We start from the raw sequence: 23,011 nt of genomic DNA, 5'->3' as shown, positions 1-23,011 counted from the left end.
CCTGCAGGACAGGGAAGAAGGACGTGGAGCGCTGCTCCACACCTCGCTGGGGCCAGTCGGCCCCAGACCCCGTTCCTTTGATCATCAAGGAAAAAAGGGGGCTCGGGGGCAATAGAGCATTTTCAAGTTGACCGTCTACGGTCAACGGCTCGGAAAATGCGGCACGAAAAGCGGAGAGCGTTTTCGCTCAGTGTGAAAACGCTCTAGCCCCCGAACGGGGTTGGGCGGTAGCCCACTCTCTTTCAGCGACTGTTGTCTCCTGTGGTATGACTCGCCCTCACAGCCGCAAGGCTTTGTTTCGCTGCACTCACTGATTTGAAAAAGGACGTAGCGGGTCATCCGTTAGAGCAGTGAGCGCAAAAGTGGTTCCGGTTTTGCGCAAAATCACTGCGACAAAATAGAAACCTGGACCAGCGTGCCTACGTCAGGTCTAACGCACGCTGGTCCAGGTCCTTTTTTTTCTGTCTGGAGCTTCCCCTGATGACGGCCTCCCTCTCGTTCGCCGCCCTGCGTACCGGCGGCAAAGCAGCGCTGGCACGGGCGCTGGCCATGATCGAAGCCCGCCCCGATGCCCCGGAAACCATCGACCTGCTGTCTGCCGCCTATGCCGAGCCACAGGCCCATGTGGTCGGCATCACCGGCCCGCCCGGCGTCGGCAAATCCACCCTGATCAATGCCCTGATTGCCGGGTGGCGACAGCGTAACCGCCGGGTAGCGGTGATCGCCGTTGACCCGTCATCCCGCCGCTCGGGCGGGGCCTTGCTCGGCGACCGCACCCGCCTGACCACCGACCCGGAAGATACCGGCATCTTTGTCCGCTCAATGGCCGCCCGCGACCGGCTGGGCGGTCTGGCCGGGCTGACCGTCGGCGCGATGGTGCTGATGCGGGCGCTGTATGACGTGGTGCTGATTGAAACGGTCGGCGTCGGCCAGTCGGAAACCGACGTGGTGCGGGTGGCCGATACGGTACTGTTCTGCGTTCAGCCCGGTTCTGGCGACAGTCTGCAATTCATGAAGGCCGGAATCGCCGAGATTCCCCACATCGTGCTGGTGACCAAGGCCGACATGGACCGCGAAGCCCGCCGTGCCCGCGCCGATGTCGAAGGCGCGCTGTCGCTGGCCTCGGAAGAAAGCGACTGGCTGATTCCGGTGCTGCTGGTGTCATCCCAACGCGGCGAAGGGGTGGATCAGGTGATCGACACCATCGACCAACACGCCGCCCATCTCGGCCCCCAGCGGGCGAGTGTCCGGCAGGCGCAGGCCGAGGACTGGCTGGCCGAATTCGTCCGCGAGCGCTTTGGCCGCGAGGGCCTGAAGCGGGCCGGAACCCTGACGCTGGCGGCGGGGAGTTCGCCGTTCAGTGCGCTGGCCGAGGTGGCCGGGCGGTTGCAGGGTTAAGCCAGAGGGGAAGGAAGGGAGGTGGAGCGCTGCTCCACACCTCGCCGGGGCCTTGAGGCCCCGGACCCCGTTTTTTGGTCATCGACGAAAAGCGGGACCATTCCACCGGGTGGCATGGCGCAAGCCACGCCCTCGTGAGGGCGCGACCTCGGCGGATCGGTGATGGATGGACTGGCGATTTAGTTTCAATCCACGCCCCCGTGAGGGCGCGACCTGAAGCACGAGATGATGCACATTCTTGGGGGTCATCTGTTTCAATCCACGCCCCCGTGAGGGCGCGACCTACAGCCGGTTTGTCGCCCGTAAAGCCGCCCTTGTTTCAATCCACGCCCCCGTGAGGGCGCGACGGTACAACAATCGTTGATTTAATGGGTCATATGAATCAGTTTCAATCCACGCTCCCGTGAGGGCGCGACGGCGGGTAGTGTAACAGATTAGTTTTCTTCAGGAAAAGAGGGCATTTGCGCGAACCTCGGGCATTTTTTCCGAAAATTGCATGTACACATATTATGTGAAAACGACAATCCTTATTTTTCAACACGATACGCCAGCGCGAACCTCCCAGGAAATTCCGGCACGCTTGAGGTTCGCGCAAACAGCCGTCTCCACGCCCTTGTTCCCTTTGCTGATCGGCAACGGGCTTGCCTTTCACTTTTTTATGCTCTATACGAGTATAAGATAAATACTCTATCAGAGCACAAAAACAGCCCTCCCTCCGAGCACAAAGACCGCACTCAGGGGGAGCATAAGCACCCCCCCCTCCACCCCGCAGCCCACGAGCCGACCATGAACGCTGAAACACCCGCGCTTCCCGTCCTGCCAGCCGCGCTGGAGGGTTTGATTACCGCCACCGAATGGCCACAGCTCGCCCCGCTGGTGGCCGAGATCAACCGCCTGAAGATCGACCGTGACGCGGTGATTCTGGCCCACAACTACATGCGGCCGGAAATCTTCCACTGCGTGGCCGACATCACCGGCGACTCGCTGGCGCTGGCGCAGAAAGCGGTCGAAGCCACCGCCTCGGTGATCGTGATGGCCGGGGTGCATTTCATGGCCGAAACCGCCAAGGTGCTGAACCCGGACAAGGTGGTGCTGATGCCCGACCTGCAAGCGGGCTGCTCGCTGGCCGAGGCGATCACCGCCGATGATGTCCGCCGCCTGAAGGCCGAGCATCCCGGCCTGCCGGTGGTGGTCTATGTCAACACCTCCGCCGAGGTAAAGGCCGAGGCCGATGTCTGTTGCACCTCGGGCAATGCGGTGCAGGTGGTCGAAAGCATCTGTGCCGAATGGGGTGTGGACCGCTGCCTGCTGTTGCCCGACCGCTATCTGGCAGAAAACATCGCCGCCCAGACCCGCTATGGCATTATTTCCTTCCCCGGAGCCTGCGAAGTCCACGAGCTGTACACCCCCGAAGACATTGCCGACATCCGCGACAGCTTTGGCGATGATCTGGTGGTGATTGCTCACCCGGAATGCCCGCGTCCGGTGGTCGAAGCCGCCGACTTTGCCGGATCGACGGCGCAGATGATCGACTTCATCCGCGACCAGTCTCCGGCGCGGGTGCTGCTGGTGACCGAATGCTCGATGGGGGAAAACCTGATGGCCTCGGCTCCGCAAACCGAGTTCATTCGTGCCTGTAACATGTGCCCGCACATGAAACGGATCACGCTGGAGAAAATCCGCGACTCCCTGTTGACCCTCGACCCGCAGATCACCGTTGACCCGGCCATTGCCCACAAGGCCCGCCTGTCGGTGGACCGGATGCTGGCCTGTGGCCGCAATACCCCGATCGCTCCTGAACCGGAGGCCCGGTGATGACCCACTCTTCTCTGCCGCCGGTGGTGGTGATCGGCAGCGGCGCGGCTGGCCTGTCCGCCGCCCTGTCGCTGGCTCCGCTGCCGGTAATGGTCCTCAGCAAGACCGCCAGCCTGACCGCAGGCTCGACCCCGTGGGCGCAAGGCGGCATCGCGGCGGCGCTGGCCGAGGCCGATCAGCCAGCCCTGCACGCCGCCGATACCGTCAGTGCCGGAGCCGGTCTGACCGATGGCAGCATCGCCGCCCTGCTGGCCCACGAAGGCCCGCGCGCCATCGCCCGCCTGCTGGCGCAGGGCATGCCGTTTGACCGCACCCCCGATGGCCGTCTGGCACTGGCCCGCGAAGCTGCGCACGGACAGGCGCGGGTGATCCATGCCGGGGGCGATTCCACCGGCAAACACGTCGCCGCCACCCTGCTGGCCGAGGTCGCCAACACTCCGTCGATCACCTGTTGCAGTGACTCGCTGGCGGTTGACCTGATCCTTGACCCGCACAGCAACAGCCTGCGCGGAGTGCTGATCCTCGACCCAACCGGCTGGCGCATCCAGCCCGCCAGCGCGGTGGTGCTGGCCAGCGGGGGCATGGGGATGGCCTGGCGCGAGACCACCAACCCGGCGGAGAATACCGGCGACGGTCTGGCGATGGCCGCCCGCGCCCGCGCCCTGCTGGCTGATCTGGAATTCATGCAGTTCCACCCCACCGCGCTGGCCATTCCCGACAGCGACGGCTCGCGGTTGCCACTGCTGACCGAAGCCCTGCGCGGCTCCGGCGCGGTGCTGCTCGACCGGGACGGGGTGGCGTTCATGGCCGCCGAACACCCGCTGGCCGATCTGGCTCCGCGTGATGTGGTGGCGCGTGCCGTCGGCAAACGGGCGGCAGCGGGGCAGCCGGTGTTCCTCGACCTGCGCCCGGCGCTGGCCCGTGATGGTGCCGGGCACTTCCCGCAGGTGCTGGAAAGCTGCCGCGCCCATGGCTTTGACCCGTTCACCGCTCCGGTGCCGGTGGTTCCCGCCGCCCACTATCACATGGGCGGAGTGGTCACCGATCACCGCGGACGCACCAGCCTCAGCGGTCTGTGGGCCTGCGGCGAAGTGGCCTGTACCGGCGTCCATGGTGCCAACCGGCTGGCCTCGAACTCGCTGCTGGAAGCGCTGGTGTTTGGCGACCGGGTGGCCGCCGACATCACGCTGGCCGCCGCCGATGGCCGCCTGAACCGCGAGATGGCGATTGCCGCCGTCAGCATCCCCGCCGTGCGCGATGGCGCGGGCTGCTGCGCGGTGCGTGACGCCCTGCGCGTCCTGTGCAGCCGCACCTTGGGGCTGGTGCGCGACGGTGAAGGCCTGCGCGCAGCGATGGACGAGGTGGCCCGCCTTGACCAGCAGTTCTCGGCCCTGCCACGGGTAGCACCGTCACTCGCCGATGGGCAGGCCTGGGCCGAGGCCCGTTCCCTGCTGACCCTGGTGCCGTTGCTGCTGGCCAGTGCCGAGCACCGGCAGGAAAGTCGGGGCGCCCATTACCGCCTTGACCACCCGCAGCCGCGCGAGGCCTTTTGCCACCGGCTGACCGTCCGGCAGGGACGCACCCCGCGCAGTGCGGAAATCCTCCCCTTGCACGGTCTGGCGGGCGAACCGTCAAACCCCGCCCCGGCCAGCACCCTGTTTCCCCTTCAGTCCGTTCCCCGGAGCCCAGCATGACCCTGTCCGCCCCCCATCCGCTGATCATCGAGCCCCTGTTGCGCGACGCCCTGCGCGAAGACATGGGGCGGGCCGGTGACATCACCACCGATGCCATCGCCCCGCCGGGGATGACCGCCCGCGCCGAGGTCAAGCTGCGCAAGGCGGGCCGCGTGTGCGGTTTGCCGATGGCCGAGCTGGTGTTCCGGCTGGTCGATCCGGCGGTGGTGTTTGACATCCACTACCCCGACGGCAGCGACGTCGACCCCGGCACCACCGTTGCCACCGTCTCCGGCCCGGCCCGTGGCATCCTGACCGGCGAGCGGGTGGCCCTGAACCTGCTGGGCCGCCTGTCGGCGATTGCCACCAACACCCGCCAGTGTGTGGCGATTGCCAAGCCGCTGGGCTGTGACATTGCCTGTACCCGCAAGACCACTCCGGGCCTGCGGGTGCTGGAAAAGTACGCCGTCCGCACCGGCGGCGGCACCAATCACCGCTTTGGTCTGGACGATGCGGTGTTGATCAAGGACAACCACATTGCGGTGGCCGGTGGCATCACCGAAGCGGTGCGGCGGGCCAAAAGCAGTCTCGGCCACATGGTGAAGATCGAAGTCGAAGTGGATACCCTCGACCAGTTGCGCGAACTGCTGGCAACCGGGGCCGATGCGGTTCTGCTCGACAACATGGGCCCGGATCAACTGCGCGAAGCGGTGGCGCTGGTTGCCGGGCGGATGACCACCGAGGCTTCGGGGGGGGTGACCCTCGACAATCTGGCCGCCATTGCCGCCAGCGGGGTCAATCTGGTCTCGCTGGGCTTCCTGACCCACAGCGCCAAGTCGCTGGATGTCGGCCTGGACTTCATCGGGTAAAAAAATTCCCCCCGCAGGATGGCTGTCCTGCGGGGGGAAAGGCACCTCGCAATCAGGTGCCGCTGCTGATGGTGGTCTTGGTCACCGCCAGATACGTTCCAACATCGGTAAAGGCGGGCATCATGAAGTTGCCGTTCTTGAACACTGGCAACGGCACGGCCATGTTGGACTTTACCGTTAGCGGCGTGCCTTTCTGGAGCAGCTCGGACACGGCAGTCCCGGCCTTTTGTGCGTCCGCCTGAGCCACTCCCGCCTTGATCAGACCTTGCGACAGGGTCTGGGACAGGACACCGGCCTGCTGTGCCAGCAGCCCCGGCTGTTCCTTGTCCAGCTCTTTCTGCAAACGTGGCGCCAGCCCTTGCAGGTCAACCCGGAAGCTGTTGTTCAACAGCGTCACATTGCCTGCCTGCCCCAAAGCCCCCAGCAACTGCCCGACCATCTGCTGCTGCGATGCGGTCCCGGTTGCGGCCAGCTCGCTGAAGGCCATGAAGGATTTGATCAACTCTTCGCTGACATTGCCATAGCCGACGTCCAGAGACAGGGTCAGCATGTCCTTGATGCTCAGGGACAGGACAGAGGTCGCCTGCTGCGATTTGGCGTCATAGCCGGACGTCATGCCAAGATCGCCATACAGCACGCCATAGCCCATCCGCGCCATACCCTGCACGAGCTGCTGATCCCTTGGCGACAGGGTTTGGCGATTGGCCAGTTCGACCAGCGGCACCTTCACCCCATGCGCATTGAGTGTGCCCTTGTACATCTTCCCATCATGGAATTCGGCATCCTTGACGGAGATTTCGTCAATGGTCACCCCCTGCGCTTCGGGGGCGGTCACGGCAATGCCCTTGATCGACGCCGATCCCAGCGGCGAGGCCGTCACCTCCTGATAGGTGACCTTTCCCTGCAACTGGCTGGTCACCAGAAACTTGTCAACCTCGGCCTTGGCGAATTCTGTTGCCTTGTGCGTGGCATAGACCCAGCCCCCCACGGCCAGCCCCACCACCACCACACCGGCCAGTCCGCCGATCAACACCTTTTTGGACATCGTTTTGTCACCCGGTTTAGAAAAAAGGTCGGCGGTATGCTCACCCGACCTGCGCTTTGCTGATAAAACCCCAAGAACAAGGGAAGTACATCAATACCATCACCATGGGAAGATCAATGCGGCACGAAACCCCTCTTGGTAGGTCATACTGGAGGCAAAAGAGGGCTTTTTGACGACGGCATCACGGCAATTTTGCGACAGGCTTGAATAGCCTTTTTATTAAAACGGGTATTCCGTAAGATTTATACATCATATATGTTACAGGGTAGATCCCCGCCCGTCCTTGCCCTGCCAGAGGCTGTACCGTCGATGAAACTGACCAGCTTTTCCAACTACTGCGTCCGCCTGCTGATGATTGCCGCCGTGCGCTCGCCCACCCTGACCACCATCCGGGAAAGCTCGGCCCGCTTCGGTATTTCCGAGGCCCATCTGGTGAAGTGCGTCCATCATCTGGGAGCCTGGGGCTATCTGGACACCGTGCGCGGCAACAGGGGCGGCTTTCGGCTGGCGGTCGCCCCCGAGGCGATTGTGCTGGGCGCAGTGATCCGCAAAACCGAAGACGGCTTCAAGCTGGTGGAATGCTTTGATCCGGCAACCAACACCTGTCCGCTGATCCATGCCTGCCATTTCCGCAAGGCGTTGCAAGCGGCCAATGCCGCCTTTCTGGCAGTGCTCGATTCGGTCACGCTGGCCGACCTCGCCGCCAACAAGGCGGAATTGCAGGCGATTTTTGCCCTTGATGCGGTCCAGCCCGTGCCGGTTCCGGCGGTTCCCGTGTTGGAAACCGGCTGTCCGCTGCGGCCTGCCTCCCCATAACATTAGAGAGACCTAAATATTTATTGACGATAAATCTTTGAAGGCGTATCCCGAAGGCAGAGCCGCTCTTGCTCCGCCCGCGCATCGCCCCGGCCCCTGCCCTGTCTGCACTGGCCGCAGGCGTTGCGTCCTTCAACGCCCTCATCCGGGAGATCGTCCTGATGATCGACCAGACATTTGTCGAACTGTCCCGCTGGCAGTTCGCCGTCACCGCGCTATACCACTTTCTGTTTGTTCCCCTGACACTGGGCCTCAGCTGGCTGCTGGTGATCATGGAAACAACCTATGTGATGACCGGCAAAGAGATTTACCGCGACATGACCCGCTTTTGGGGCAAGCTGTTCGGGATCAACTTTGCTCTCGGGGTCACCACCGGCCTGACGATGGAATTTGAATTCGGTACCAACTGGTCCTATTACGCCCACTATGTCGGGGACGTGTTCGGCGCGCCGCTGGCAATCGAAGGCCTGATGGCCTTTTTCCTCGAATCCACCTTCATCGGGCTGTTCTTCCTTGGCTGGGACAAGCTCGGCAAACGCCAGCATCTGGCGGTGACTTTCTTCACTGCATTGGGGTCGAACCTGTCGGCCCTGTGGATTCTGGTCGCCAACGGCTGGATGCAAAACCCGGTCGGGGCGGTGTTTTCGCCCGAAACCATGCGCATGGAAATGATGAGCTTTACCGAGGTGTTCCTGAACCCGGTGGCGCAGGTGAAATTCGTCCACACGGTGGCGGCGGGATACGTTACCGCCTCGATGTTCGTGCTGGGCATTTCCTCGTGGTACCTGTTGAAAGGGCGCGATCTGGCCTTTGCCCGCCGCTCGTTTGCGGTGGCTGCCGGTTTCGGGCTGGCCTCGTGTCTGGCGGTGATCGTGCTGGGTGATGAAAGCGGTTATGAGCTGGGCGACGTGCAAAAGGTCAAGCTGGCCGCCATCGAAGCCGAATGGAAAACCGAACCGGCCCCGGCCAGCTTCACCCTGTTCGGCTTCCCGTCACAGGAAACGCAGGAAACCCATGCCGCCCTCAAGGTGCCGTACCTGCTGGGTCTGATCGCCACCCGCTCGACCGATACCGAGGTCAAGGGACTGGCCGACCTGCAACGCGACCACGAAGTCCGCATCCGCTCCGGTCAGATCGCCTATGGTGCCCTGCAAAAAATCCGTGCGGGCGACAGCAGCCCGGACACCCGCGCCACCTTTGACGCCCATGCGGCGGACATCGGCTATGGCCTGCTGCTGAAGCAGTTCACCGAAGACCCCACCACCGCCAGCGAGGCACAGATTCAGGCGGCGGCGGCCTCGACCATCCCCACCGTCTGGCCGCTGTTCTGGGGCTTTCGCCTGATGGTCGCCTTTGGCTTTACCATGCTGTTCATCTTTGCCGCCGCCTTTGTGCTGAACGCCAGCCGCCGTCTGGAACAGCACCGCTGGCTGTTGTGGATGGCGGTGGCCGCCATTCCCCTGCCGTGGCTGTCCTGTGAACTGGGGTGGTTCGTCGCCGAGTTTGGCCGCCAGCCGTGGGCGATTGGCGAAGTCCTGCCGACCTTCCTCGCCACCTCCAGCCTGACCTCCGGCGACCTGATTTTCTCGCTGGCCGGCTTTGCCACCTTTTACACCGTGCTGCTGATCATCGAAGTGTTCCTGATGGTGAAATACGCCCGTCTGGGGCCCAGTGCCCTGCACACCGGCCGCTATCATTTTGAAGCCCATCCGGCGGAATAAGGAGGCTGTGATGCTGGACTATGAAACCCTGAAACTGGTGTGGTGGGTGCTGGTCGGCACCCTGCTGATCGGCTTTGCCATCACCGACGGCATGGACATGGGCGTCGGCAGCCTGCTGCCGTTCGTCGCCCGCAACGATACCGAACGCCGGATTGCCATCAACACCGTCGGCCCGCACTGGGACGGAAATCAGGTGTGGTTCATCACTGCGGGCGGGGCGATCTTTGCCGCCTGGCCTGCGGTCTATGCGGCGGCGTTCTCCGGCTTTTACATGGCGATGCTGCTGGTGCTGTTCGCGCTGTTCTTTCGCCCGGTCGGCTTTGATTACCGCTCGAAAATCGACCATCCGCGCTGGCGGAGTGCGTGGGACTGGGGGCTGTTCATTGGCGGAGCCGTCCCGGCGCTGATCTTTGGCGTTGCTTTTGGCAACCTGCTGCAAGGAGTGCCGTTCCGCCTCGACGAGCTGCTGCGGGTGCATTATCAAGGCTCGCTGCTGACCGCCCTGCTGCCGCTGCTGAACCCGTTTGCCCTGCTGACCGGCCTGCTCAGCCTGACCATGCTGACCGTCCACGGCGGGCTGTGGTTGCAGTTGCGCGCCTCGGGCGAGGTGGCCGAGCGGTCGCGGCGGCTGGTCCGGCTGCTCGCCCCGCTGGTGACGCTGACCTTCGGGCTGGCCGGGCTGTGGCTGTGGAGCGCCATTGACGGCTATCGCATCGTTGCCGAACCGTCCCATGCTGCCCTGCCCAACCCGCTGGCCAAAACGGTGGTGCGCGCCGCCGGGGCATGGTTCGACATTTACCACAGCCAGCCGCTGGCCCTGCTGGCTCCGGCGGTCGGACTGCTGGCCCCGCTGCTGACCGCCTTGCTCGCTTCGGCCCGCCGTCCGGGACTGGGCTTTGTCACCAGCGCGCTGGCGATGGCAGGCATCATTGCCACCGCCGGACTGGCGATGTTCCCGTTCATCATGCCGTCCAGTCTGGACCCGAACTCCAGCCTGACCGTCTGGGATGCCGCTTCCAGCCACAAGACCCTGACCGTGATGTTCTGGGCGGTGGTGATCTTTTTGCCGATCGTATTGGCCTACACTGTCTGGTGTTATACCCGCATGTGGGGCCGCGTAACCGCCGAAGAGATAAACAGGAATTCACATTCCGCCTATTAAGCCGCCTATCAGGCCGCAAGGAGACCCCTCAGATGTGGTATTTTGCATGGATTCTGGGCGTAACTGCCGCCGCCGCTATCGCCGTCATCAATGTCATGTGGTACGAATTCCGCGATACCCTCGACAGCGATGACGACCGACGGAAAACCCCGTGACAAAAACTGCCGATACCTCTTCCCTGATCCGCACGGCTGGCCGGACGGCGGGACGCCTGATGCCGCTGGCCCTGACCGCCCGCGCGGTGCAGGGCCTGACCGGACTGGCCGCCGCCTGGATCATGGCCGACATCATCACCATGGTGGTGTTTGCCAGGGCCGACCTTGCCGCCTGCCAGAGCCGGATCGCCGCTCTGGCGGGTCTGTTTTTGCTCCGCCTGGTGCTGGGGCAACTGACCGAACACCTGACCCTGCGCGCAGGATCGGCCATCCGTCGCCACCTGTTTGCCCGCCTGCTGGACCATGCCCTGCGCCTTGGTCCGGTGCGGCTGGCCGATACCTCGCCGGGGGAAATGGCTGCCGTCCATCTGGACGCGGTGGCCGGAACCGAAGCCTATTGGCGGCGCTGGCTGCCGGCCCGCGCGCCGGTGATGGTTCTGCCGCCGGTGATTCTGGCGATCACCCTGCCGCTCGACTGGCAGACGGCGGGCATTCTGGCCCTCAGCCTGCCGCTGATGCCGCTGTTCCTGATTCTGGCGGGCAAGGCGGCGCAGAAAGCCAATCAGCGCCAGTGGGCCACCCTGCTGCGGCTGGGCGGCCACCTGCTGGAAGCCCTGCGCGGCCTGCCGGACCTGAAGGTCCTGCGCGCCAGCCAGCGGATGGTCGAGGCGGTCGGAGCAATGGCCGAAGCCTATCGCCGCGACACCATGAGCGTGTTGCGCAAGGCGTTCCTGTCGGCGCTGGTGCTGGAATTCTTTGCCTCGGTTTCGGTGGCGCTGGTGGCGGTGCTGATCGGGTTCCGCCTGCTTGATGGATCGCTTGATTTTCACACCGGCTTTTTCCTGCTGCTGCTGGCCCCCGAATTCTATACGCCGCTGCGCCTGATGGGCACCCAGCGCCACGCCCGCATGGAAGCCACCGCCGCCGCCGAAAAGATTTCCGCCTTCCTCGCCCGTCCGGTTCCCGAGGTTTCTGCCGTCGCCACGCCGGTCCCGGCCTGGCAAACCCTGCGTCTGGAAAACGTGACGGTGCGCTATGGCAGTGGTCGCACGGCGCTGAACGGCCTGTCGCTGACCATCCGCGCGGGCGAGCATGTCGCCATCGTCGGCGAAAGCGGTGCTGGCAAGACCACCCTGTTCGGCCTGTTGTGCGGCTTCATCACCCCGGACAGCGGCGGGATTTTTCTTGATGACCAGCCGTTGTCCAGCCTGTCGCTGACCGACTGGCGGCAGCAGGTGACCCATCTGGCGCAACGCTCGCACCTGCCGCATGGAACGGTGGCCGACGCCATCGCCATGGGGCGGGCGCTGACCGCCAGCGGCGCGCCTGACCCGGCCCGTCTGCACGCCGCCATCCACGACGCTGAGGCCGAGGCCTTCATCGCCCGTCTGCCGCACGGGGTACAGACGGTGATCGGCGATGGAGGCCATGGCCTGTCCGGTGGCGAAGCGCAACGGATGGCACTGGCGCGGGCCTTTTATGCCCCCGGCCCGCTGGTCCTGTGCGACGAGCCGACCGCCCACCTTGACCCCGCCACCGAGCAGGCGATCACCCTCGCCCTGCATCGCCTGCGACAAGGCCGCACCATGCTGACCATTGCCCATCGCCTGTCCACCGTGCGCGACGCTGACCGCATCGTGGTGCTGTCCGCCGGGCAGGTGATCGAAGACGGTCCCCACGAGGCGCTGCTGGCACAGGGCGGAACCTATGCCCGCATGGTTGCCACCCGAAAGGGAGAACAGACCACCCTGAAGGGAGAACAGAAATGAGCACCCTGTGGCGTCTGTTGTCTCTGGGCCGCCCGCAAGCGGGCTGGATCGCCCTGTCGATCGTCATTTCCACCGCCGCCACCCTCGCCAACATCGGCCTGCTGGCCACCTCGGGCTGGTTCATCACCGCCATGGGGCTGGCCGGGGTGGCCGGACTGACCATCAACTATTTCACCCCCGCCGCCCTGATCCGCATGTTTGCGATCATCCGTACCGGCGGGCGCTATGCCGACCGGGTGATCAGCCACGAAGCCACCCTGCGTCTGCTGACCACCATCCGCAGCCGTCTGTTCGCCGGACTGGAACCGCTGGTGCCTGCCGATACCGGCGACCTCGGGACCGGCGATCTGGTCACCCGCCTGACCAAAGACACCGACCGCCTTGAACTGGTGTTCCTGCGGCTGGTGTCGCCGCTGTCGGTGGCGGTGCTGACGGTGGCGGTGATCATTGCGGTGCTGGCCCTGCTGGTGCCCGCGCTGGCGCTGGCGGTGGCTGTCATTTTGATTGCGGGTGGCTTTGTGCTGCCTGCGATCCTCGGGCAACTGGCCCGTCCGGCAGGCGAGACCATCACCGCCCAGACGGCCGAACTGCGCCGCGAGCTGACCGAAACCTTCGATGGCCTGTCGCCGTTGTTGATGACCGGCGCCGCTGCCGCCCGCACACAGCGGTTACAGCAGCAGATGGATGCCCTGCTGACTGCCGAACAACAGGTGGCCCGGCTGGGCCTGACCGGACAGGCTGGCGTGGCCCTGTCGGCCGATCTGGCAGTGGTCGCGGCGATGGTCCTGCTGATCCCGCTGGTCGCCACTGGTGCGCTGGAGGGAGCCTCGCTGACCATGGTGGTGCTCGGCCTGCTGGCCAGCGCCGAGGCTCTGGCCGCCGTTCCCGATGCCCTGACCGGCATTCCCGCCGCGCTGGCGTCGGCCCGGCGGATTTTTGCCATTCTGGACCGCACTCCGTCAGTCTGCGATCCGGCCCAACCTTTACCGCTGCCCGCCAGTACCGACCTGCGGCTGTCTGACGTGCGCGTGCATTACCCCGATCAGGGCCGCGCCTCGCTGGATGGCCTGACGCTGGACATTCCGGCAGGCAGCCGGGTCGCCATCGTCGGGGAAAGCGGGGCAGGCAAATCCACCCTCGCCGCCCTGCTGCTGCGCCTGCGCGATCCCGACAGCGGTCAGGTCACACTGGGCGGGCTGGACCTGCGCAGCCTGACGCAGGACGACCTGCACAGCCGGATCACCATGGTCCGCCAAAGCCCCTACATCCTGTCCGGCCCGCTGGCCGACAGCCTGCGGCTGGGGGCCCCCGATGCCACCACCGAGCAGGTGCAGGCGGCAGTCAAGGCCGCCGGGTTTGATCGTGTGCTGGCCCGCCTGCCCGATGGCGAAAAGACCATGGTCGGCACCGCCGGGCAAACCCTGTCCGGCGGCGAAGTCCGCCGTCTGGCGATTGCCCGCGCCCTGCTGACCGGCGCACCGGTCCTGCTGCTGGACGAACCCGGCGAAGGACTGGACCCGCTGACCGAACAGGCGATGATTGACGCCGTGCTGGACGAACAGCGCCAGCGGACGGTGATCCTGTTGACCCACCGCCCGACCGGGCTGGAGAAGATGGACCGGATCATCGTCCTGTCGGCGGGGCGGATTGTGGACAGTGGCCCGTTGCCGGAACTGCTGGCCCGCAACGCCTATGTGCAGGGTCTGTTCGAGACCCTGCCATAACGGGAGGGCTTACCCCTCTCCGGTATTCAGGCGATAGCCAAGGCTGGACTCGGTCAGCAACAGCTTTGGCTCCGCCGGATTGTCCTCCAGCTTTTGCCGGAGCTGCCCCATGTAGACCCGCAGATAGGCGGTGTCCTCCACATGGGCCGGACCCCACACCTCTTTCAGGATCTGCCGGTGCGGCAGCACATGGTCGGGGTGACGGGCAAGGCAACTGAGCAAGTCCCATTCCCGCCGCGACAGATGCACCGCCTCGCCCCGCCGGGTGACCAGACGGCGGGTCAGATCGATGCTGACCGCTCCGGCGGTCACCACCTCGGCAGGCTGCTGGCTGGTGCGGTCGGCCCGCAACAGAACCCGCAGCCGCGCCATCAGTTCGGCAATCCCGAATGGCTTGACCACATAGTCATTGGCCCCGCGATCCAGCGCCTCCACCTTGTCGAATTCATCCGCCCGCACCGACAGCACCAGCACCGGGCAGGCCGACACCGCCCGAATGGCGCTGATCACCTCCTGCCCGTCGCCATCGGGCAAACCAAGGTCAAGGATCACCAGATCAGGCGACAACGTGCGCGCCGCCTCGCAACCCTCCTGCGCAGTGGCGGCTTCGCTGACCCGATAGCCGTTGGCGGTCAGGGAAATACGTAGAAACTTGCGGATGTGCGGTTCATCATCAATCACCAGCAGGTGAGCGGTCATGGCGGAGCCTCGGCGGGGGGAGCAGACAGCGGCAGACGGATAATCACCCCGGTTCCCACCCCGTGCAAGCCACCATCGGCAACGATGGTCCCGCCATGGGCCTGCACGATCCCCCGGCAAATCGCCAGCCCCAACCCGGTACCGGAACGGTGGTCGCCCTGATCGACCCGATAAAACATGTCAAACACCCGCTCGCGGTCCGCCAGCCGAATCCCCGGCCCCTGATCGACCACCTCGATCACTGCCTGCCCTGCCGTATGCGAGGCCCACAGCTTGACCACCGTCCCGGCAGGGGCATATTTGCAGGCATTGTCCAGCAGGTTGAACACCACCTGCTCCATCAGCACCCCATCGACATACAGCAATGGCATCTGCGGGGTGATTTCGACCTGCACCACATGCTGGTCGGTCAGGCGTGCCGCCCGACCGACCACACTGCGCAACAGGTCCTGCACATCCACCCAGTCGCGTTTCGGCACCAGCGCCCCCGCCCCCAGCCGGGTCATGTCGAGCAGGTTCTGCACAAAGCGGTTCAGCCGTTCGGCTTCGTCCTGAATGGTCTGCGCCAGCTCGGTACGGCTGCCATTATCCAGCCGGTCGCCATAACTGAGCAGGCTGGAGGAAGCCCCCATGATCGACACCAGCGGCGTGCGCAGGTCATGGGACAACGACGACAGCAGCGCCGAACGCAGCCGTTCCCGCTCGGTCGCCACCCGGGCCGCTTCGATGTCCTGCACCAGCGTCGTTCGTTCCAGCGCAATCGCCGCCTGATCGGCCAGCGTTTCCACCAGCCGCATGGTATCGGGCAGCGGAGCCTGCGGCGAGGCGACATGCACCCCCAGCACCCCGACCGCCCCACGCGCGGTCTTCAGCGGCATGAACAGCCACTGGGCGGCAGGCAGGGTGCTGGTGCCGCGCCCGGCCACCTGCTCGTGGCTCCACGCCCATTCCGCCGCCGCCGCCGAGCGGTCATCAAGATTGTCTTCCGGGGGATAGGCCGCCGCCACCTGCAAGCCACCCTCGGCAGGCAACAGGATCACTGACGAGCCATGGACCGTCGAGGCGACATGGTGGGCAATCGCCCACAGCACATCGTCCTGGGTCACGGCGGCGCTGACCTTGCGGCCAAAGGCATAAAGGGTTTCCGTCCGCCGGGCATTTTCACGCAACACCTGCACCTGCACCCGCAGGCGGGCGGCCATCCGGCTGACCACCACCGCCGCCAGCAGAAAGAACACCACCGTCAGGATGTTCTGGGTGTCGGTGATGGCAAAGGTGTAGCGCGGCTCGGTAAAAAAGAAATTGAAGGCAAAGAAGCTGGCAACCGAGGCTGCAATGGCGGGCAATTGCCCGGCCCGGATGGCGACGAACAACACCCCCATCAGATAGGCCACCGAAATGTTGGGCAACGGCAGCCCCAACAGGTCAATGCCGTGACCGACCAGCGTCGCCCCGACCACCGCCAGCGACGCCACCACCGCCGCCCGCCACGACCAGCCCACGCCCGCCGGGCTGGTGGCCTGAGCCTCGTCCTTGCCCCGGGCCTGCTCGGCCACCACCAGCAGGTTGACCTCGCCACTGCGGGCCAGCAGGTGATCGGCCATCGTCCGGCGCCACCAGCGCCGGGGCTGCCGTCCGACCACCAGCACGGTTGCATTGCTGCTGCGGGCGTGTCCCAGCAGGGCCTCCACCGCATCATCCCCGTGAATGGTGGTGCTGTCGCCGCCCAACCGGGAGGTCAGGCGCAAGGCGGCGGCCAGCCGGTCGCGCCGGGCCTCGTCCAGCACCGCCGCATGGGGTGTTTCGACCACCACCGCTCCCCACGACGCCCCCCGCCGCTCGGCCATCCGCTTGCCGCTGCGCACCAGCCGTTCGCCATCACAGTCAGGGTCAAGGTACACCAGCACCCGTTCCCGGGTTGGCCACGGCCCGGTGATCGCATGGGCACGCATGTAATCAACCATCTGACGGTCCACCCGCTCGGCGGCCTGCCGCAAGGCCATTTCGCGCAGGGCGGTCAGGGTGGCGGGCGAGAAGAAATGATGGATCGCCCGCCGGGCCTGTTCGGGCACATAGACCTTGCCGTCTTCCAGACGGCGGATCAGGTCCGGCGGCGGCAGGTCGATCAACTCGATCTCGTCCGCCGCCGCAAACACCGTATCCGGCACCGTTTCCCGCACCTTGATCCCGGCAATGCGCTGCACGATGTCGTTCAGGCTTTCGAGGTGCTGGATGTTGAGGGTGGTATAAACATCAATCCCGGCCTCCAGCAGCTCGGCCACATCCTGCCAGCGGCGGGCATGGCGGCAGCCCGGCACGTTGCTGTGGGCAAATTCGTCCACCAGCACCAGCCGGGGCGACCGCGCCAGAATGCCGTCCAGATCCATGTCCTGAAACGGGCGTCCCCGGTAGTCCAGCGTCATCAGGGGCTGCTGCGGCATCCCCTGCAACAGGGCGCGGGTTTCCTCGCGCCCGTGGTGCTCGATCACCCCGGCCAGCACATCCACCCCCTGCCGCAGCAGTTCATGGGCAGCACTGAGCATGGCGTAGGTTTTCCCCACCCCCGGCGCTGCCCCGAGAAAGATTTTCAGGTGGCCGCGCCCCTCCTGCCGCGCGGCGCGCAGCAGGGCATCGGGCGACGGACGGCCATCTTCCGTCGGGGTTGGGGCCGGGGTGGGCATCGGGAAGTCTCCTCTTTCAGCTTATCGCGGTTGCATCTGGTCCAGCGCCTGATTCAGCCGCAGCACATTGACCACCGGCTCACCCAGAAAGCCCAGCGCCCGGCCTTCGACATGGGCCATCACCAGCGCCCGCACCGCCTCGGGAGACGCCCCGCGTGCCCGCGCCACCCGGTTAACCTGCCACAAGGCCGCCGCCGGGGAAATGTGCGGATCAAGCCCGGACGCCGAGGCGGTCACCAGATCGACCGGCACGTCATGCGGGGCCTCGGGGTTTTCCTGCCGCAAGGCTGCCGCCCGCTGGTCAATAGCCGCCATCAGCGCCGCGCTGGACGGAGCCAGATTGCTGGCCCCCGACGAGGCGGCATCATAGCCGGTCCCGGCCAGCGAGGGGCGGCCATGGAAATAGCCCGGCTGGCTGAACGCCTGCCCGATCAGGGCCGATCCCACCGGCACCCCGTCCCGCTCCAGCAGACTGCCCCCGGCCTGCCATGGAAAGACCGCCTGCGCCACCCCGGTCACCGTCAGGGGATAGGCCACCCCGGTCATCATCGTCATCACCAGTACCAGGCCACCAGCGGCCCGCATCACCGACCACATCATTCGTCCTCCGTTCATGCCAGACCCAACCCGCTGACCAGCAGGTCAATCAGCTTGATTCCGATAAAGGGCACCACCAGCCCGCCAACCCCGTACACCAGCAGGTTCCGCCGCAGGATGGTGGCGGCATCGCCGGGGCGATAGCGCACCCCCTTCAGGGCCAGCGGGATCAGGGCAATGATCACCAGCGCATTGAAAATGATCGCCGACAGCACCGCCGACTGCGGGCTGGCCAGCCCCATCACGTTCAGCGCCTGCAACTGCGGAAAAGCAGTGATGAACAGCGCCGGGATGATGGCAAAGTATTTCGCCACGTCGTTCGCAATCGAAAAGGTGGTCAGCGCGCCCCGGCTCATCAGCAACTGCTTGCCGATCATCACCACTTCGATCAGCTTGGTCGGGTCGCTGTCGAGATCGACCATGTTGCCCGCCTCGCGCGCCGCCTGGGTGCCGGTGTTCATTGCCACCCCGACATCGGCCTGTGCCAGTGCCGGAGCATCATTCGAGCCGTCGCCGCACATCGCCACCAGCCGCCCGCCCTGCTGATACTGCCGGATCAGCTCCAGCTTGCGTTCCGGGGTGGCTTCGGCGAGAAAATCATCCACCCCGGCTTCGGCGGCAATGGCGGCGGCGGTCAGCGGATTGTCGCCGGTGATCATCACCGTGCGGATGCCCATCGCCCGCAGGGTGGCAAAGCGGTCGCGGATCCCCGGCTTGATGGTGTCTTTCAGGTGGATCACCCCCAGCAGATGACCATCGCGGGCCACCACCAGCGGCGTGCCGCCACTACGCGCCACCCGCTCGACCGCCTGCGCCAGATCCCGCCCGATGCTGCCGGTCAGCTCGCGGGTCTGGGTGACCAGCCGCAGGATGGCATCACTGGCCCCCTTGCGGATTTCACTGGTGGCGGTCATCACCCCGCCCCACGAGGCCCCCCGAATGGTCACACCGCTGATGCGGGTGTGGGCCGAAAAGGGGATGAAGCTCAGGTCTTCGGTCGGCGGAGCCTGAAAGCCGAACCGCTGGCGGGCCAGCAGGACCACCGACTTGCCTTCCGGGGTGTCGTCGGCCAGCGACGACAGAAAGGCGGCTTCGGCCAGATCACGCTCGCTGATCCCGCCCAGCGGGACGAACTCGGCGGCCTGACGCGCCCCCAGAGTGATGGTGCCGGTCTTGTCCAGCAGCAGGACATCAATGTCTCCTGCTGCTTCGACCGCCCGCCCGGACTTGGCAATCACGTTAAAGGTCACCAGACGGTCCATCCCGGCAATGCCAATCGCCGACAGCAGGCCGCCAATGGTGGTCGGGATCAGGGTCACGAACAGCGCGGCCAGAAACATCAGCGGAATATCAACCCGCGACCAACTGGCAAACACCGGCAGCGACGCCACCACCAGCAGGAAGATCAGCGTCAGTCCGACCAGCAGAATGGTCAGGGCGATCTCGTTGGGAGTCTTTTGCCGCTTGGCACCTTCGACCAGCGTGATCATGCGGTCGAGAAAACTCTCCCCCGGATTGCAGGTGATCTTGACCACGATCCGGTCCGAGATCACCCGCGTCCCGCCGGTCACCGCCGAGCGGTCGCCCCCGGACTCGCGGATCACTGGCGCAGATTCTCCGGTGATGGCGCTTTCATCAACGGTAGCGATGCCGAACACCACATCGCCATCGCCGGGGATCAAATCACCGGCCTTGCACTCGACCAGATCACCGGCCCGCAGCGCTTCGGCGGGGACTGACTCGCAGGTGGTCATCTCCAGCGCGCTCTCCGCCGAGACAACCCGCCGCGCCACCGCTTCGCTTTTGGTCCGCCGCAGGCTGTCGGCCTGCGCCTTGCCACGGCCTTCGGCAATGGCTTCGGCAAAGTTGGCAAACAGGACGGTGAACCACAGCCACAGGGTAATCTGGCTCATCACGCCCTGATGACTGGTGGCGGTCAGGCTGAGAACCGTCGCCACCACCGCCACCACGGCAGTCGCAAACATCACCGGATTGCGGACCATCTGGCGCGGGTCGAGCTTGCACACCGCCGCCCGTCCCGCCTGGGCAAGGATCGCCCGGTCCCACAGCCGCACCGGCGCAGGATGATGGATGGACATCGTAAAGTCCTTTCAGTCCGCGGGCCGCCGCATCACAGGGCGCGGCCCGCCGTCAAAAGAGATCAGAACAGGGTTCCGGCGGCCAGTGTCAGATGTTCGGCCAACGGACCCAGCGCCAGCAGCGGGAAGAAGGTCAGGCCGCCAATCACCAGCACCACCATGATCAGCAGGACCACGAACAGGCCGCCATCGGTGGGAAACGTGCCCGCCGACGGCGGAATGGTCTTGCGGGCGGCCATTGCCCCGGCAATCGCCAGCAAGGGAATGATCACCATGAACCGCCCGGCCAGCATCGCCAGCCCCAGCAAGATGTTGTGCAACAGGGTGTTGGCACTGAACCCGGCAAAGGCCGAGCCGTTGTTCGCGGTTGCCGAGACATAGGCATAGACCAGCTCGCTCAGGCCATGCGGCCCGGCATCCTGAATTGCCCCCTGCCCCCAGACCATGGCGATACTGCCCAGCCCGAAGATGCACAGCGGAAAGGCGAGGATCGCCAGCAGGGCCAGCGTCATGTCGCGGCCTTCGATCTTTTTGCCCAGATATTCCGGCGTCCGCCCGACCATCAGACCGGCAATGAACACCGCCAGCAGGACAAACAGCATCATCCCGTACAGACCGGCCCCGACGCCGCCAATGATCACTTCGCCCAGCATCATGTTCAGCAGCGGCATCATGCCAGCCAGCGGCAACAGGCTGTCATGCATGGCAATCACCGCCCCGCACGATGCTGCGGTGGTCACGATGCTGAACAGCACCGAGGTCACCACCCCAAAGCGGACTTCTTTGCCTTCCAGAAAGCCGCCGCTTTGCCACGGTGAAGCCAGTTGATCAATGCCATGGGCCGCCAACAGCGGATGGCCCTGGACTTCAGCGCCCAGCGCCACCGCCAGACTGAGGCCAAACAGAATGGTCATCGCCGTCAGGATCATCCAGCCCTGACGCTGGCTGCCGACCATCCGGCCAAAGGTGTTGGTCAGCCCGGCTCCGATGGCAAAAATCGCCACCATGTGGATCAGGTTGGTCAGCGCCGACGGGTTCTCAAACGGATGAGCGGCATTGACGTTAAAGAAGCCGCCGCCGTTGGTCCCCAGATGCTTGATCATCATCTGGCTGGCCACCGGGCCTTGCGCGATAAGCTGCTGTGCGCCTTCCAGCGTGGTGACACTGGTATAGGCCGACAGGTTTTGCGGCACGCCCAGCGCCACCAGCGCCAGCGCCCCGACCACACACAGTGGCAGCAGCAGATAGAGGACCGCCCGGGTGACATCGACGGTGAAGTTGCCCACCGTGCGGGCGCTGTGGCGGGCAAAGCCACGGATCAGGGCAATCGCCACCGCAATGCCGGTCGCCGCCGAGACAAAATTCTGCACCGTCATCCCGGCCATCTGGGTCAGATAGCTGAGAGTGGTTTCGCCACCATAGGATTGCCAGTTGGTGTTGGTCACAAAGCTGGCAGCGGTGTTGAACGCCAGATCGGGGGCGACGGCCGCCAGTCCAGCCGGGTTCCACGGCAAGCCGCCCTGCAGCCGCTGAAGCGCATACAGCAGCAGCATCCCCACCGCGCTGAAGGCCAGCAGACTGAGCGCATAACGGCTCCAGTGCTGTTCCTCGTCGGCTGACGTACCGCACAGGCGATAGATGGGCCGCTCCAGCCAGCCCAGCCCCTTCACCTGGCCGTCGAAAACGGCGGTCATGTAGCGCCCCAGCAGCGGGGTTAGCGCCAGCACCAGCGCACAAAACACCACGATCGTCAGAAGGCCATTGGCATCCATTGCCACCTCCTAAAAGCGTTCGGGGTGAAACAGGGCGTAGGTCAGATAGACCAGAAGACCGACGGCGGCACTGCCTGCCACCACCAGATCAAGCAAGGGAAGTCCCGCCATGGCCTCCCCCTAGACGCGGGCGCAAACCCGCACCAGTCCACCCAACAGGGCAAAGCTGGCAACGGTCAGCGCAATGAACAGCAAATCAGACATCATGCGTTCCTCAGGGTGTTCTTGATACCACCCCAAGGGTCAGGCCAACGGCCATCAAGGTTCCATACGGTTTTCGCCAGCGGTCTTTATGGAATCCTTATCCTGCGCCAGATCGGCCGCCACCGCCGCCATGCCCGCCGCGATGAAGGTCTGGAAATGACGGGCAACCGCCGCCGGATCATCAAAACCTGCCGGTGGAACCAGTTGCGCCCGCACGTTCGGCCCGGCCAGCACCAGCAGGGCAATCGGCGCCATGATCGCCAGCGCACAGCGCGGGACCGCCGGATGGTCGGCAGGCACTCCCAGAATGGCCGCGACCAGCCCGATCATCAGCTGCTTTTTCGGCAGGATTTCCCGTTCCAGCAAGGTCGGAAAGGCGGTCGAGGGCGTGACCATTTCCCGCCCCAGTACCCGCAGCGGCCATGGCGACGCCGCCGGAGTCAGCACCGCCGGAAATACTCCGGCCAGCAGTTGCGCCAGCTTTTGCCGGGGGTCGCCCGGTGCGTCGGCCATCGCCTTCAGCAGGTCATAATCCAGCAGACGATGATGAGCCTCGATCAGCACCTCGGCATACAGGCCGTCGATGCCGCCAAAGTAATAGTTCACCGCCGCCGAGTTGGTCCCCGCCCGCTCGGCGATTTCCTTGCCGGTGGCCTGCCCAAAGCCCTTGGCGGCGAACACCTCGCCTGCGGCGTCCAGAATGGTCTGGCGGGTGGCGGCGCCATCTTCCCGTCGTCCGGGCCGTGCCATGCGGTTCTCCTGTGGTGCGACACCGTATCCAGTATATCCGCAGGCCACGGTCCGCAAACAAA

18 protein-coding genes are annotated in these 23,011 nt (G+C 65.1%); 10 read left to right on the top strand and 8 right to left on the bottom strand.

What is annotated here, in order from left to right:
• The first annotated feature begins 480 nt into the window (after window positions 1-480).
• The 4 genes from meaB (at window position 481) to nadC (ending at window position 5,755) form a co-directional block, all read left to right on the top strand.
• Window positions 481-1,398 carry a methylmalonyl Co-A mutase-associated GTPase MeaB gene (gene meaB / locus BW995_RS08905; RefSeq protein WP_076399848.1) on the top strand — a complete coding sequence of 306 codons (918 nt, stop codon included), beginning with the start codon at window positions 481-483 and terminating at the stop codon, window positions 1,396-1,398.
• A 786-nt stretch (window positions 1,399-2,184) separates the two neighbouring features.
• Window positions 2,185-3,213, top strand: coding sequence for a quinolinate synthase NadA (gene nadA, locus BW995_RS08900; RefSeq protein WP_076399847.1), 1,029 nt, complete (start codon window positions 2,185-2,187; stop codon window positions 3,211-3,213).
• Window positions 3,213-4,907 (top strand): L-aspartate oxidase, encoded by a 1,695-nt coding sequence (locus tag BW995_RS08895; RefSeq protein WP_076399846.1) that lies wholly within the window; start codon window positions 3,213-3,215, stop codon window positions 4,905-4,907. Before nadA ends, BW995_RS08895 begins: the two co-directional genes overlap by 1 nt.
• The gene (nadC, locus tag BW995_RS08890; RefSeq protein WP_076399845.1) at window positions 4,904-5,755 is read left to right on the top strand and encodes a carboxylating nicotinate-nucleotide diphosphorylase; all 852 of its coding nucleotides are present in this window, start codon (window positions 4,904-4,906) and stop codon (window positions 5,753-5,755) included. Before BW995_RS08895 ends, nadC begins: the two co-directional genes overlap by 4 nt.
• Window positions 5,756-5,807: 52 nt before the next feature.
• Here nadC and BW995_RS08885 read toward each other — a convergent pair whose 3' ends face one another.
• On the bottom strand, window positions 5,808-6,800 hold the full coding sequence (locus BW995_RS08885) for a hypothetical protein (protein ID WP_076399844.1): 993 nt from the start codon (window positions 6,798-6,800) through the stop codon (window positions 5,808-5,810).
• 309 nt (window positions 6,801-7,109) lie between these two features.
• On the opposite strand from BW995_RS08885, the gene BW995_RS08880 reads away from it, so the two are divergent.
• The 6 genes from BW995_RS08880 (at window position 7,110) to cydC (ending at window position 14,147) form a co-directional block, all read left to right on the top strand.
• Window positions 7,110-7,616, top strand: coding sequence for an RrF2 family transcriptional regulator (locus BW995_RS08880; protein WP_076399843.1), 507 nt, complete (start codon window positions 7,110-7,112; stop codon window positions 7,614-7,616).
• A 68-nt stretch (window positions 7,617-7,684) separates the two neighbouring features.
• Window positions 7,685-9,337: a cytochrome ubiquinol oxidase subunit I gene (locus tag BW995_RS08875; protein ID WP_456152096.1), complete on the top strand. Its 1,653-nt coding sequence runs from the start codon at window positions 7,685-7,687 to the stop codon at window positions 9,335-9,337.
• Between the two features lie 10 nt (window positions 9,338-9,347).
• Window positions 9,348-10,499, top strand: coding sequence for a cytochrome d ubiquinol oxidase subunit II (gene cydB / locus BW995_RS08870; protein WP_084194702.1), 1,152 nt, complete (start codon window positions 9,348-9,350; stop codon window positions 10,497-10,499).
• A gap of 32 nt (window positions 10,500-10,531) precedes the next feature.
• Window positions 10,532-10,654, top strand: a complete 123-nt coding sequence (gene cydX, locus BW995_RS08865; RefSeq protein ID WP_076399841.1) for a cytochrome bd-I oxidase subunit CydX — start codon at window positions 10,532-10,534, stop codon at window positions 10,652-10,654.
• Window positions 10,651-12,423: a thiol reductant ABC exporter subunit CydD gene (gene cydD / locus BW995_RS08860; RefSeq protein WP_076399840.1), complete on the top strand. Its 1,773-nt coding sequence runs from the start codon at window positions 10,651-10,653 to the stop codon at window positions 12,421-12,423. Before cydX ends, cydD begins: the two co-directional genes overlap by 4 nt.
• Window positions 12,420-14,147: a thiol reductant ABC exporter subunit CydC gene (gene cydC / locus BW995_RS08855; RefSeq protein WP_076399839.1), complete on the top strand. Its 1,728-nt coding sequence runs from the start codon at window positions 12,420-12,422 to the stop codon at window positions 14,145-14,147. Before cydD ends, cydC begins: the two co-directional genes overlap by 4 nt.
• 9 nt (window positions 14,148-14,156) lie before the next feature.
• Here cydC and BW995_RS08850 read toward each other — a convergent pair whose 3' ends face one another.
• The 7 genes from BW995_RS08850 to BW995_RS08820 form a co-directional block, all read right to left on the bottom strand.
• Window positions 14,157-14,846 carry a response regulator gene (locus BW995_RS08850; protein ID WP_076399838.1) on the bottom strand — a complete coding sequence of 230 codons (690 nt, stop codon included), beginning with the start codon at window positions 14,844-14,846 and terminating at the stop codon, window positions 14,157-14,159.
• Entirely contained in the window at window positions 14,843-17,527 is a 2,685-nt protein-coding gene (locus BW995_RS08845) for a sensor histidine kinase (RefSeq protein WP_076399837.1), read from the bottom strand. Before BW995_RS08845 ends, BW995_RS08850 begins: the two co-directional genes overlap by 4 nt.
• Before the next feature lie 21 nt (window positions 17,528-17,548).
• Complete coding sequence (gene kdpC / locus BW995_RS08840; RefSeq protein WP_076400412.1) at window positions 17,549-18,124, bottom strand: potassium-transporting ATPase subunit KdpC; 576 nt, start codon at window positions 18,122-18,124, stop codon at window positions 17,549-17,551.
• Window positions 18,125-18,138: 14 nt separating this feature from the next.
• Complete coding sequence (kdpB, locus tag BW995_RS08835) at window positions 18,139-20,223, bottom strand: potassium-transporting ATPase subunit KdpB (protein WP_076399836.1); 2,085 nt, start codon at window positions 20,221-20,223, stop codon at window positions 18,139-18,141.
• A gap of 62 nt (window positions 20,224-20,285) precedes the next feature.
• On the bottom strand, window positions 20,286-21,995 hold the full coding sequence (gene kdpA, locus BW995_RS08830; protein ID WP_076399835.1) for a potassium-transporting ATPase subunit KdpA: 1,710 nt from the start codon (window positions 21,993-21,995) through the stop codon (window positions 20,286-20,288).
• Window positions 21,996-22,004: 9 nt separating this feature from the next.
• Complete coding sequence (kdpF, locus tag BW995_RS08825; RefSeq protein WP_076399834.1) at window positions 22,005-22,106, bottom strand: K(+)-transporting ATPase subunit F; 102 nt, start codon at window positions 22,104-22,106, stop codon at window positions 22,005-22,007.
• Window positions 22,107-22,253: 147 nt separating this feature from the next.
• A complete protein-coding gene (locus BW995_RS08820; protein WP_076399833.1) occupies window positions 22,254-22,949 on the bottom strand; it encodes a TetR/AcrR family transcriptional regulator in 696 nt (231 codons plus the stop codon).
• Window positions 22,950-23,011 lie beyond the last annotated feature (62 nt).

The sequence above is a fragment of the Insolitispirillum peregrinum genome (genome assembly GCF_900156605.1).
GTDB classification, from domain to species: Bacteria; Pseudomonadota; Alphaproteobacteria; order Rhodospirillales; family Rhodospirillaceae; genus Insolitispirillum; species Insolitispirillum peregrinum.
Note: the sequence above shows the minus strand (reverse complement) of the source record. Positions and strands in the feature narration are given on the sequence as shown.

Excerpts from the sequence above, each read along its gene's own strand:
- meaB (WP_076399848.1), top strand. The coding sequence starts at position 481 with ATGACGGCCTCCCTCTCGTTCGCCGCCCTGCGTACCGGCGGCAAAGCA.
- nadA (WP_076399847.1), top strand. The coding sequence starts at position 2,185 with ATGAACGCTGAAACACCCGCGCTTCCCGTCCTGCCAGCCGCGCTGGAG.
- BW995_RS08895 (WP_076399846.1), top strand. The coding sequence starts at position 3,213 with ATGACCCACTCTTCTCTGCCGCCGGTGGTGGTGATCGGCAGCGGCGCG.
- nadC (WP_076399845.1), top strand. The coding sequence starts at position 4,904 with ATGACCCTGTCCGCCCCCCATCCGCTGATCATCGAGCCCCTGTTGCGC.
- BW995_RS08885 (WP_076399844.1), bottom strand. The coding sequence starts at position 6,800 with ATGTCCAAAAAGGTGTTGATCGGCGGACTGGCCGGTGTGGTGGTGGTG.
- BW995_RS08880 (WP_076399843.1), top strand. The coding sequence starts at position 7,110 with ATGAAACTGACCAGCTTTTCCAACTACTGCGTCCGCCTGCTGATGATT.
- cydB (WP_084194702.1), top strand. The coding sequence starts at position 9,348 with ATGCTGGACTATGAAACCCTGAAACTGGTGTGGTGGGTGCTGGTCGGC.
- cydX (WP_076399841.1), top strand. The coding sequence starts at position 10,532 with ATGTGGTATTTTGCATGGATTCTGGGCGTAACTGCCGCCGCCGCTATC.
- cydC (WP_076399839.1), top strand. The coding sequence starts at position 12,420 with ATGAGCACCCTGTGGCGTCTGTTGTCTCTGGGCCGCCCGCAAGCGGGC.
- BW995_RS08850 (WP_076399838.1), bottom strand. The coding sequence starts at position 14,846 with ATGACCGCTCACCTGCTGGTGATTGATGATGAACCGCACATCCGCAAG.
- BW995_RS08845 (WP_076399837.1), bottom strand. The coding sequence starts at position 17,527 with ATGCCCACCCCGGCCCCAACCCCGACGGAAGATGGCCGTCCGTCGCCC.
- kdpC (WP_076400412.1), bottom strand. The coding sequence starts at position 18,124 with ATGTGGTCGGTGATGCGGGCCGCTGGTGGCCTGGTACTGGTGATGACG.
- kdpB (WP_076399836.1), bottom strand. The coding sequence starts at position 20,223 with ATGTCCATCCATCATCCTGCGCCGGTGCGGCTGTGGGACCGGGCGATC.
- kdpA (WP_076399835.1), bottom strand. The coding sequence starts at position 21,995 with ATGGATGCCAATGGCCTTCTGACGATCGTGGTGTTTTGTGCGCTGGTG.
- kdpF (WP_076399834.1), bottom strand. The coding sequence starts at position 22,106 with ATGGCGGGACTTCCCTTGCTTGATCTGGTGGTGGCAGGCAGTGCCGCC.
- BW995_RS08820 (WP_076399833.1), bottom strand. The coding sequence starts at position 22,949 with ATGGCACGGCCCGGACGACGGGAAGATGGCGCCGCCACCCGCCAGACC.